Source organism: Candidatus Kuenenia sp. (genome assembly GCF_039794105.1).
GTDB lineage: Bacteria > Planctomycetota > Brocadiia > Brocadiales > Brocadiaceae > Kuenenia.
Genome location: NZ_JBDIWA010000001.1, coordinates 349,740 through 360,869, shown reverse-complemented (window position 1 = coordinate 360,869; position 11,130 = coordinate 349,740). Strand labels below are relative to the sequence as shown.

Annotated in this window: 11 protein-coding genes; 10 read left to right on the top strand and 1 reads right to left on the bottom strand. The window is 40.1% G+C overall.

Features of this window, described 5'->3' with window-relative positions; genetic code table 11:
* From ABJL82_RS01550 to ABJL82_RS01540, 3 genes are all read left to right on the top strand, one after another.
* On the top strand, nucleotides 1-112 hold a 112-nt coding region (locus ABJL82_RS01550; protein WP_347272932.1), incomplete at its 5' end, for an NADH-ubiquinone oxidoreductase-F iron-sulfur binding region domain-containing protein.
* Nucleotides 113-506: 394 nt separating this feature from the next.
* Nucleotides 507-1,688, top strand: a complete 1,182-nt coding sequence (locus tag ABJL82_RS01545) for an HD domain-containing phosphohydrolase (RefSeq protein ID WP_347272924.1) — start codon at nucleotides 507-509, stop codon at nucleotides 1,686-1,688.
* Between the two features lie 11 nt (nucleotides 1,689-1,699).
* Complete coding sequence (locus ABJL82_RS01540) at nucleotides 1,700-2,398, top strand: metallophosphoesterase family protein (RefSeq protein WP_347272923.1); 699 nt, start codon at nucleotides 1,700-1,702, stop codon at nucleotides 2,396-2,398.
* Nucleotides 2,399-2,407: 9 nt separating this feature from the next.
* Here the strand turns inward: ABJL82_RS01540 and ABJL82_RS01535 are convergent, their stop codons facing one another.
* Nucleotides 2,408-3,946: a sigma 54-interacting transcriptional regulator gene (locus ABJL82_RS01535; RefSeq protein ID WP_347272922.1), complete on the bottom strand. Its 1,539-nt coding sequence runs from the start codon at nucleotides 3,944-3,946 to the stop codon at nucleotides 2,408-2,410.
* A 378-nt stretch (nucleotides 3,947-4,324) separates the two neighbouring features.
* Between ABJL82_RS01535 and ABJL82_RS01530 the strand changes: the two genes are divergently transcribed.
* The 7 genes from ABJL82_RS01530 (at nucleotide 4,325) to ABJL82_RS01500 (ending at nucleotide 11,128) form a co-directional block, all read left to right on the top strand.
* Nucleotides 4,325-4,750: an Hsp20/alpha crystallin family protein gene (locus ABJL82_RS01530; protein WP_347272921.1), complete on the top strand. Its 426-nt coding sequence runs from the start codon at nucleotides 4,325-4,327 to the stop codon at nucleotides 4,748-4,750.
* A 34-nt stretch (nucleotides 4,751-4,784) separates the two neighbouring features.
* Entirely contained in the window at nucleotides 4,785-5,195 is a 411-nt protein-coding gene (locus ABJL82_RS01525) for an Hsp20/alpha crystallin family protein (protein ID WP_347272919.1), read from the top strand.
* A 120-nt stretch (nucleotides 5,196-5,315) separates the two neighbouring features.
* Nucleotides 5,316-6,023 (top strand): nucleotide exchange factor GrpE, encoded by a 708-nt coding sequence (locus ABJL82_RS01520; RefSeq protein WP_347272918.1) that lies wholly within the window; start codon nucleotides 5,316-5,318, stop codon nucleotides 6,021-6,023.
* A gap of 3 nt (nucleotides 6,024-6,026) precedes the next feature.
* Entirely contained in the window at nucleotides 6,027-7,892 is a 1,866-nt protein-coding gene (gene dnaK / locus ABJL82_RS01515) for a molecular chaperone DnaK (protein WP_347272917.1), read from the top strand.
* A gap of 336 nt (nucleotides 7,893-8,228) precedes the next feature.
* The gene (gene cbiB, locus ABJL82_RS01510) at nucleotides 8,229-9,215 is read left to right on the top strand and encodes an adenosylcobinamide-phosphate synthase CbiB (RefSeq protein ID WP_347272916.1); all 987 of its coding nucleotides are present in this window, start codon (nucleotides 8,229-8,231) and stop codon (nucleotides 9,213-9,215) included.
* Nucleotides 9,216-9,402: 187 nt separating this feature from the next.
* Entirely contained in the window at nucleotides 9,403-10,212 is an 810-nt protein-coding gene (locus ABJL82_RS01505) for a hypothetical protein (RefSeq protein ID WP_347272915.1), read from the top strand.
* Nucleotides 10,213-10,327: 115 nt separating this feature from the next.
* Entirely contained in the window at nucleotides 10,328-11,128 is an 801-nt protein-coding gene (locus ABJL82_RS01500; RefSeq protein WP_347272914.1) for a hypothetical protein, read from the top strand.
* Nucleotides 11,129-11,130: the final 2 nt, after the last annotated feature.

Genomic DNA, 11,130 nt, shown 5'->3' with positions numbered 1-11,130 from the left:
GACGTCTTCGCTGTGCGGACTGGGACAAACATCTGCGAATCCTGTTGTTTCTACGCTACAGTACTTTAAAAATGAGTATGAAGAGAATATCGCTAAAAAAGCATCAGCATAAAATGAGGGGTGAAATGCGAAACACGAAATCCGAAACAAATTCTAATGACAAAATGATTTGAAATTCTAAACAAGTGAATCTTTTGCATTTCGTGCTTCATATTGCTGCCTGCCTGTACGTGATCGCACGCAGACAGGGATGTTTTGGATTTGTTTTGAATTTTATGCTTTGTTATTCGAATTTGTTTCGTATTTCGTACTTCGAATTTCGAATTTTCTACTTTGTGCTTGTTTGGTTCTGGCTATGCCAGCTTAGGAATTTCAATATTTTTGTAGAGACGCATTTAATGCGTCTCTACATTAACCGCAGAGGAAGTCATATAACAACGTGGAGCATTTTGTTATATAAGAAGATTGTGTTATAAGTTTTTAAATTTTTATATCATGCAATATTTATGATTAAAAAACATATAAACAGCGTATCACCCGGTATGGTGCTGGGTAAACCAATTTATGGCGAGAACTATGAGGTATTGCTGAAGAAAGGCGTTGAACTATCGCAGGGGTATATCGATAGGTTAAAAGCAAGGGGATATGCTTGTATTTACATAGAAGATAAGGATACGGAAGATATTGTTATTAAAGACACGATTTCTGATAAAATTCGTCTTATGGCAACGAAGGATATTCTTAAAACTTACAAGGTAACGCAGGCAGCCATTGCCGATATAGAAGCGGATACTTCAGAATCAGTTATCCGAAGCATCAATACCCCAAAGGTGAAAAGAACTTTTCAGGAAAGCCAGGCATTTAAACAACTGGTAGAGGATATTGATTCTTTCCTTGAGGAAATTATGGGACAGGATATTTTGTCCGGTTTGAATTCAATAAAGACGGTAGATAATTATACCTTCGAGCATTCTATAGATGCGGCAATAATATCGTTGATTATTGCAAGAAGGCTGTATCTTGACAAAAAAAAACTGAAACAAATAGCCATCGGCGAGTTTTTACACGATATAGGCAAGATTTTTATTGATGTAAAGCTGCTTAATAAACCGGGTAAGTTAACAAATGAAGAGTTTGATAAAATAAAACAACACACTTCTTTTGGATATGAGTTGCTTAAAGATATTGACGCTATCGGATATGTTTCTGCGCATATTCCTTATCAGCACCATGAGAGGCAGGATGGGAAAGGATATCCGCGTGGTCTGGCGGGGAATAATAAGCTAGATAAGGGAGAAATCACATATGTAGAGCATGATAAAATGATTATGGGTGCGGAGATTGCTGCCGTTGCCGACGTCTATGACGCATGTATTTCAGACCGCCCGTATCGTAAGGGAATGCCCCCTGATCTGGTGTATGATCTCATAAAAAACGGCGCCGGCACGCAATTCAACGAAGAATTAGTAAATTGTTTTTTAACAGTAATGCCGAAATATCCAGTAGGTTCAGAAATCAAGGTTGTACGGGGCATGTATAAAGATTTTACGGGCGTTGTCGCCTCTGTAGAAATTTCACAAATGACCAGGCCAAAAGTAAAATTATTGTGCGATAATAAACAAGGTAAAATTAAACCTGTTGAAATTGATTTAAAAAGTGATGCTTCTTTTGAAATTCAATGTATTTAAGAAGGGAAGAAATGAAGATCCTTATAATCTCTGATATCCATGGAAATGAAGCGGCATTAAACGCCGTTTTGGAAGAAACAGCCGACATGATATTTTGTCTTGGCGATATCGTTAATTATGGGCCATACCCGAAAGAGTGCATAGAAAAAATCCGGAAGTTAACTGACAAGATTGTCCGCGGAAATCATGATAATGCCATTGGTAAAAACATGGAATGCGGCTGTTCTGAAAAATATAAAGCCCTGAGCGACCAAGGTAAAATTTTCACGAAAACCATCCTGAATGCCGGCGAAAAAGAATTTCTTGCAAACCTTCCGCTAACGCTAAATACAGAGGCAGGCGGCGTAACATTCCTGTTGTCTCATGGCTCACCCGGCGGAGATATTTACAAATACCTCCGGCCCGAAGTTTCCGATAGTGAAATGGAAGATGAATTAAAGGGCGTCCGGGCAAATATCGTTTTGCTTGGACATACGCATCTCCCTGTGGTGCGTAAGGTAGGTGAGATAACTGTCGTCAATCCGGGAAGTGTTGGTCAGCCGCGCGACGGGATACCCCTGGCTTCGTATGCCATATGGAAAGACGGCGCCCTGGAGATAAAACGGGCGCCGTATGATATTGATGCTACGGTAAGTGGATTGCGGCATACAACGATACCTGCCGATCACGTAGCAAGGCTTGAAGCAATTTTAAGGAAAGGCGGGATGTAATTAACAACGCTATTTAAATAAACTCTTTTTAAGTGAGAATTTTTTCATCTTATTTAAAATCGTACGTCTGTTAAGGCCTGTGCATGCTGCTATACTACCTATCCTGCCATGATGCTTCTGAAATACGCTGACAAAATATTCCCGCTCCAACATATCCAAGCGTTTCTGCAGATCCTCATAAGAGGAAATATCATGTCCGGCATTTAAGGGTTTGGGCAGACAAAGGTTCGTAGTCGCGGAATGGTCTGTCGGCAACTCTATATTTTCGATAGTTTCGGATTCTTCCAGAAGGACAGCCTTTTCGATGACGCCTTCCAGTTCCCTGATATTGCCAGGCCATGAATATGCCATAAGCTTTCTTAAGGCGTTTGGCGATATGCCGTTTATATTCTTTTTGAAGCGAATGTTGAATTTTTCAATAAAATGATTCACTAAAAGCGGGATATCATCGGTACGTTCTTTCAGGGATGGAAGCCTGATTGAAATAATATTCAGCCGGTAAAAGAGGTCTTTCCGAAACGTTCCCTTCTCAATTAATTCAAGGATATCCTGGTTTGTTGCAGCAATAATGCGAATATCTACTTTTATGGTCTTTTCGTCTCCCACCCGTTCTATGTGTCTTTCCTGCAGTACCCGCAACAACTTAACCTGGGTGGGAATCGACAACTCTCCGATTTCATCCAGAAATATGGTTCCTTTATCCGCAAGTTCAAACTTCCCTTTTTTGTCCCGAATAGCGCCGGTAAAAGAACCCTTGACATGACCAAAAAGCTCGCTTTCCAAAAGGGTCTCCGGCAAAGCGGCGCAATTTACGGCCACCAGGTTATAATCTTTTCTGTGGCTATTATAATGAATTGCCCTTGCCACCAATTCCTTTCCTGTTCCCGTCTCTCCTGTAATAAGCACCGTTGAATCGGTTTGGGAGACCTTTTCGATCAGGTCGTAAATATTCTGCATCAAATAACTCTTACCAATCAGGCTATTAAAACTGTACCGCTCTCTTAATGAAGTCTGCAAACTCCGGATAGTAGTATTTTTTACCTCTAATTCCTGAAACAATGCCTTTAGCATCTTCTGAGATTCGTGATATTGAATCTCCTTATATACCCTTTTTGTAACATCCTTACTGATAGAAAGCACACCTTGCAGTACGCCGCCATCATCAAGGATAGGAATACAACTCTGGTCAAAAAAGTGTGTAACTTTATCTGGAGAAATAATCTGCAGTTCTTTAATAGTGAATGCCTTTTTTGTTTGAAGAACATTATTAAGGTTTCTGGCCAGCTCCCGTTCTATCGATCTAAGCCGCAAGGCCAGGTAGTTTGTGCCTTTTACCTCATGAAAACTCACGCCAAATGTCCGTTCCGCAGATTTATTCATAAGCACAATGTTAAGTTCCTTATCCAGGATAATAACATCTGAATCAAGGTTATCTATAATCGACTTGTCAATTTCCCCGTCACTCGCCAGGAAATAAGGCTGAATATCCGCATTACCTCCGATGTCTGGCACAAACAATTTTTGAACGGCATCCTTTTTTTCTTTCATAATCGTATTGAGATTATTTCAAATAAATGAGAAATATATTTCCCTTGTTACAATAAGATAATATTATCCATAACTTCCATATAAACAAGGAATAATGTAAAAAGTCCCTATAAATACCGCAAGATCGTGCATAAAATGCAACACATTTGAGCATGTAAATCCACAATAAAAGGGAATGGCTATTCTCATTGCCCAACGATATAGCGTCTTTAAAACGCATCAAAATAGATAACATTCGTACTGATAGCAACTTACGAAATATGGCACATTCATTGCTTAAAGAACTATCAGTAAAAAGCATTTTTAAAATACGGCAATATGCCGCGGCAAGTTTAGAGAACAATTTTTTATTACCTTTTTGAAAGGAGGTTTTGGTTTATGATGATGCCGCTATCAAGAACACTTGAAACATTATTAACGCTGCAGGATGCATTGGAAATCGCTCAGAATACGGATTTTTTTGATAACGCTACCACGAGCAGAGGGGTTTATCCGCCGGTGAATATTTTTGAAAAAAACAGGGACTTGGTATTCGTTGTGGAATTACCCGGGGTGAAAAAGGAGGATTTGAATATAGAAGTAAAAGGCAACACATTGCGGCTATCCGGAGAGCGCTCGATAGCCTATGGTAAAAAAACCAGTTATCACCGTATTGAACGTAATGCTTTCAAATTTGACAGGACAATAAGGCTACCGAACAAAGTAGAATCAGATCGGGTTAAAGCAGAGTATAAAGAGGGTCTTTTAGTAATCATGCTCCCCTGTGCGGAGTCGGAAAAGCCTAAAAAAATTGCAATTCAATAAATATTCAATAAATAATTTTTTAAAGGAGATAAGTATGGGCAACGAAACAAAGGAAGTCGTAAAAACTGAAAAGCAGAAACCGGAAAAAACCGAATATGCAGGCGAAAGGACTGTACAAGGTAAATATTATATTCCCGCTACTGATATTGTTGAAACGGAAAAAAGCCTGATTGTCGCCATGGACGTTCCGGGAGTGAAAAAAGAAAATGTTTCTATTATGCTGGAAAATAATGTCCTGGAAGTCGATGCGAAAATAGACTTTTCACCATATGACAACCTTAACCCTGTATACACCGAGTACAATGTAGGGCATTATACCCGAAAATTCACCGTATCAAATATCGTTGATACTGAAAAAATTGATGCTATTCTATCAGATGGGGTACTGACCTTAACATTACCAAAGGTACCAGAGGCGCAACCAAGAAAGATTCAGATAGGATAAAAAAAAGCTAAATAATTACGCAGAGGCTAATAAGGCGTTAATAGCTTGCTTAAAAATGATTTTTTGTTACAATTAGCTCTTTAAAATTTTAAGCGTTCTTAATGTTGGAAAAACACGATAATGCTAAATGAATCGGAAAAAAATATGGACCAATCCGGAGAAACGAAAGAAGTCAAACCGGAAGAAAAGGATCATTCTTTGCCTGATACCGGGCAAGAGGGCAAAGACGCCGGAGATTTTAAATCTGAGGCGATTGAAGTTGTTCAATCATCAGAGGTGTTGTTTGCGGAACAGCAGGCAATAGTGCAATCACTAAAACAAGAATTAGATGAAAGCAAAAATAAGATTGGTGAACTTCAGCATTCCATACGCAGACTGGCGGCTGATTTTGACAATTACAAGAAGTGGGTCGCAAAAGAACGCCAGATAGTTGAACGTACAGCAACTGAATCACTCATTAAAAAATTACTCGATATTTACGAGAGTCTTGAAAAAGCTGCTGCCACTGATGATGAATCCGTGAGCAAAGAATTCAAAGAAGGGATAAAATTAATTTATAAAGAATTTTCCCGTGTGTTAAAATCTGAAGGACTAGAGCCTATAAAAGCGGAAGGGACACCATTAGATGTATGCAAACATGAGGTTTTGATGCAGATGTTGAATGATGAGGCGCCGGAAAATACCATATTGCAGGAAATACAAAAGGGTTACTTTCTAAACTCCCTGGTTTTAAGGCCTGCAAAGGTAGTGGTATCACAGAAATCGCAAAAAGAAGAGACTCAAGAAACTGAAAACACTAAAAATCAGGAAGAGGTTAAAGGAGAATAGGATATGTCAAAAATTATTGGAATAGATTTAGGCACAAGCAATTCTGCTGCTGCGGTATTAATAGGTGGTAAACCGACTATTATCCCAAGCGCTGAAGGGGCAACCATCGGAGGAAAGGCATTTCCTTCCTACGTTGCCTTTACAAAAGACGGGGAAAAACTGGTAGGCGAACCGGCAAGGAGGCAGGCCGTTAGCAATACAGAGGGCACAATATATGCGATAAAGAGAAAAATGGGGACTGACTATAAGGTCGAGGTGAGGGGAAAGAGTTTTACTCCTCAACAAATTTCCGCATTTATTCTGCAAAAAATCAAACATGATGCTGAAGCGTATTTAGGGGAACGTGTTGAAAAGGCGGTTATAACGGTTCCTGCATATTTTAATGACAACCAGCGGCAGGCAACAAAAGATGCCGGTACTATTGCAGGACTCGACGTGGTTAGGATTATCAATGAACCGACTGCGGCGTCATTGGCATATGGATTAGACAAGACGGAAGAGTCTCAAAAGATTCTTGTTTTTGATCTGGGCGGTGGTACTTTGGATTGCACCATCATGGACTTTGGTCAAGGCGTATTTGAGGTTGTTTCTACCAGCGGCGATACCCAACTAGGCGGCACGGACATGGATAATCATATTGTTGATTATCTGGCAGAGGAGTTTAAAAAGGAATTTGGCATCGACCTGAAAAATGACAAGATGGCAATGCAGAGATTGAGAGAGGCGGCAGAAAAGGCGAAAATAGAACTCTCCACAACACTTTCCACAGATATTAACCTTCCGTTCCTTACGGCAGATGCTTCCGGCCCAAAACATTTTACACATTCCATGACGCGGGCAAAAATAGAACAACTGGTTTCTCCAATAGTTAACCGGTGCGGCGCTTCTATAGAACAAGCATTGAAGGATGCGAAAATGACGGCGAACGACATCTGCAAAATCATCCTCGTAGGAGGCCCTACCCGTATGCCGTGTGTCCAGAAATATGTGGAAGATTACGTGGGAAGGAAAATTGAACGCGGAATTGATCCTATGGAATGCGTTGCTATGGGCGCTGCCATACAGGCGGGTGTTTTATCCGGAGAGGTAAAGGACCTTGTATTGCTGGATGTAACTCCGCTCTCTTTGGGCATTGAAACACTTGGCGGCGTTACCACGCATTTAATAGAAAGAAATACCACTATTCCCACAAAGAAGAGCCAGATTTTTACCACTGCAGAAGATAATCAGAGCAGTGTCGAAATACACGTTCTTCAGGGCGAACGTTCCATGGCGCGGGACAATGTAACCCTTGGAAAGTTTCATCTTACCGGGATACCCCCGGCGCCAAGAGGGGTTCCTCAGGTAGAAGTATCTTTTGATCTCGATGCAAACGGCATAATTAACGTACATGCGAAAGATCTTGGCACAGGAAATGAGCAGAAAATTACGATAACCGCTTCAACAAAACTGAGCCAGGAAGAAATTGATAAGATGGTCAAAGATGCACAGAATTACGCCGACCAGGATAAACGGGTGAAAGAAAAGATAGAAACAAAAAACAAGGCGGATAATCTGGCGTATAGCGCAGAAAAAACATTAAAGGACCTGGGCGATAAAGTAGAGAGTGCACAAAAACAGCAGGTAGAAAATGCAATCAAAAATCTGAGAGAAGCAATCAAATTGGAAGACGAAAAAGACATTCAGCAAAAGATGGATGAATTAACAAATATCCTGCAGGAAATCAGTACAAAGATTTATCAGGAAGCTGCAAAGAAGGAAGGCCCACAGACGTCTCAAGGCGGCGGTGAACAAGAAGAAAAGGGCAGGGAAAAAGGCAAAGGGGGCGAAGATGATATCATTGACGCCGATTATGAAGTAAAAAATTGATGATACTATTCCTTTGCCGGTGAGATTCTTCGAAAAATAATGACGGCGGTATTTTATAAAAATACGCTGCCCGCGTTAAAGGTTTGCAAAGAAATACCCGTTTTAACGATTGCTTTTGAAAAATCAAATCCCCAACTACTATTTTTATTCTTATTTGAAGAAATGGTAGTTGGGGATTTTGTGTTTCTATACTTAATGGTTAACATGCCAGAATAAATTCCTTTTAGATTTACGATTTATGATAATCTCCCCCCACTGGGGGGCAAGGGGGGTGCGTCTTACGCATTCTGTGAAATCTGTGGTTTCTCTTTTATTAATTAATGATTTCTATTAATAATGTATGATTCCTTCTCTTTGATCCATTTCCAGATAATTGCCGCATTCATACTTGATATAACTATTGGTGATCCACAATGGCGTTTTCATCCCGTAAGATTGATAGGGAAATCTATTCATTGTATGGAATATATCGTGCGTAGATTGCCTCTGCCGGAAAGGTTGATGGGGTTGTTTTTAACCGGCGGTATTGTGTCAGGCGTGTGTATAATCACCTACGAAATTATGTCCCTTTCGAAACAATGGCACCCGGTGTGTGAGGCAATAACGGGAGGTATTATTGTTTATTTTGCGATTTCCATAAAAAATCTGGCAGATGAAGCAAAAAAGGTGATCAACATGCTTCGTATAAATGATTTAAAAAATGCCAGAAGTATGTTATCCCGCATTGTGGGACGCGATACCGCAGATTTAAACAGAGAACAAATAATACGCGCGGCCATAGAAACGGTGGCAGAGAGTTGTGTTGACGGCATTTTAGCGCCATTATTTTATTGTTTCATTGGAGGACCGGTCGCAGCAATGACCTATCGGGCAGTAAACACGCTGGATTCTATGGTTGGATATAAAAGCGAAAAATATATAAAGATTGGATGGGCATCGGCGAGATTGGATGATATGGCAAACTACATTCCGGCAAGATTATCTGCCTTGTTTATTCCTGTGGCTTCTTTTTTATGCGGGCATGGCTTTCAATCCTCTTTAAGGACGGCTTTTCGGGAAGGAAGAAAACATGAGAGCCTTAATAGCGGAATACCCGAAGCAGCTTTTGCTGGAGCCTTAGGGGTTCAACTGGGCGGGCCAAGCATCTATGGGGGTGAAGTTGTGGATAAACCCTCTATTGGCGATAATAAAAAACAGCTAACATTAGATTCTCTGGAAATGGCGTTAAGGCTGATGTTTGTCACGTCCGTATTGTTTTTGATAAGCGGATTAAGTTTCATCGTTATGGTCCGGGTTTTGGCAACGACGCAGCATTCGAGGTGACATGAAAATGCCGTTCCTGTCCCCCCCGCTTCAGAAGGATAAATTCCAGCAGAAATCAAAAACCCATTAGCGGGTTCAGGTTACAAACCTGAACCCGCCGGGAGTATAATAATCCGTTCTCTGAGTAAAGGTAGAGACGCATGCAATGCGTCTCTACAAAAATATTGAAATTCCTATACATTAAATTATGAAATGTACTAAGCATTTTTTGGAAACATTAGACCCAAGGACAAAGATCATATCCCTTTTTTTTATTATTTCCTGCATGGCCTTAACGCCGATGAGCAGGGCGAAGGATTTTGGAGTATATCTTTTGTTAATACTTGCAATCTTTTTATTTTCCGATATTTCACCAGCCCGGTTATCGAGAAAATTTCGTTTTGCCCTCTTTCCCATAACCGTATTGCCTTTCCTGCTACTGTTCATTCTTTTTTTAAGAAGAGCATTTATTTGTTATTTTATCAAAGGGGACTGTTCGGTAGTAAGTATTGTGAAAGAAGAAATATGGACTCTTTTGTGCTTTATAATCAAACTTGATTTATCTATAGTATTCATTGTTGTTGTATCAGTAACTATGTCCTATACAGATTTTTTGAGAGGAGTGGAAAAATTATATATACCGCAGGCACGTGTATTACGCATGGTATCTGCTTTGTATCATATCCTTCAATTAATCAATAACAGTAAGAGGCTGTTGCGGTTTGAAATGTACCGTTTTATAGGCTTTAAACACCGGAAAAAATTGAGGAAATATATCCCCGCCCTATTGACATTATTTGACAAAAGACCTGATTCTCCCGGAAAAGACTGTCGTGTATTATGTATTTGTGCTGACGGAAAAATGTACAACACGGCGCCTTTGCGGTTTTCATATAGGGATTTTTTGTTTATGATAGGCGTAATCATCATGCTGGTATGCATCGTTTCCGGAGTAATTTATAAAATAGGAAACATTAAAATATCACACTCACATTTATGGCAAAATTTACAGATGTGATTACTTCAAAAAGCTAAAGATTACCGGTATTTTTATCTTCGCAACCTGCGGGTTACAATCTCTCTTTTTCAACATGAGGCGTCGCCTCGCCGGATATTAAAGGAAGAATTCTGACATGGAAATAAATTCTAATAAAGGACGCGTTTGTTACACAGAAGACATTTGTGCTGACGGCATATGTTGTTTTATGAGCATTCCCAGGAAGCAGAATCATTTGGGCATATGGAAACATATCTTCAGGAAAAGAAGCGCTGCGTATGGCATAAAATTGCTTTATACCGCCCTTCACGCAAAGGATATTGTTTATAATCCATGCAAGTGCCTGGATTTTTATTTAACATGGAAAGATGACGCATCCGATGATATGCAGATACTATTGCGATGCGCTGCGTATGGTAAAAAGCGTAGGCCGTATGTATGCAAAGCATTTCCCGACAGGAAAGATAGTTTTATGCACGACGTCCCAGCACCTTGTATTTACAACGAGTATATTGCCTCTGAAGAATATGTCAGATTGAAACACACACACGTTTTCCGTTTGTTTTATGCCATCAAAGACGACCAGACTCTTTTGCGCAAAATCTCTCCCCATTTTTCTGCGGATGATACACGGAAAAGACTGGATCAGTGTAAAGATGTTGTAAAAATAAGCGCCATCTGGAATGAAAAGCCCTCAGAATATTTTCTCATAGAAGCGCCAAAGGTTCCCTCTATTCTCTGCACTTCAGAAGTACACCCCGTAATAAAAACTATACGGCAGGCATACAATCGCTGGACCGGACATATTGAGACATGGCTGGAAAAGCATTATGGCGACAAATGGCATATTTATTTGGAACAGGCACTTGAAGACGAAGATAACAGGCTTGGAAGAAAAAAGAAGGAGAAAATATTCAAGAGCAAAAAGGCAAAATGAAA

What these genes read in the sequence shown, in the direction of transcription:
- dnaK (WP_347272917.1), top strand. Translation starts at nt 6,027, where the DNA reads ATGTCAAAAATTATTGGAATAGATTTAGGCACAAGCAATTCTGCTGCT.
- ABJL82_RS01545 (WP_347272924.1), top strand. Translation starts at nt 507, where the DNA reads ATGATTAAAAAACATATAAACAGCGTATCACCCGGTATGGTGCTGGGT.
- cbiB (WP_347272916.1), top strand. Translation starts at nt 8,229, where the DNA reads ATGTATGATTCCTTCTCTTTGATCCATTTCCAGATAATTGCCGCATTC.
- ABJL82_RS01535 (WP_347272922.1), bottom strand. Translation starts at nt 3,946, where the DNA reads ATGAAAGAAAAAAAGGATGCCGTTCAAAAATTGTTTGTGCCAGACATC.
- ABJL82_RS01500 (WP_347272914.1), top strand. Translation starts at nt 10,328, where the DNA reads ATGGAAATAAATTCTAATAAAGGACGCGTTTGTTACACAGAAGACATT.
- ABJL82_RS01540 (WP_347272923.1), top strand. Translation starts at nt 1,700, where the DNA reads ATGAAGATCCTTATAATCTCTGATATCCATGGAAATGAAGCGGCATTA.
- ABJL82_RS01525 (WP_347272919.1), top strand. Translation starts at nt 4,785, where the DNA reads ATGGGCAACGAAACAAAGGAAGTCGTAAAAACTGAAAAGCAGAAACCG.
- ABJL82_RS01520 (WP_347272918.1), top strand. Translation starts at nt 5,316, where the DNA reads ATGCTAAATGAATCGGAAAAAAATATGGACCAATCCGGAGAAACGAAA.
- ABJL82_RS01505 (WP_347272915.1), top strand. Translation starts at nt 9,403, where the DNA reads ATGAAATGTACTAAGCATTTTTTGGAAACATTAGACCCAAGGACAAAG.
- ABJL82_RS01530 (WP_347272921.1), top strand. Translation starts at nt 4,325, where the DNA reads ATGATGATGCCGCTATCAAGAACACTTGAAACATTATTAACGCTGCAG.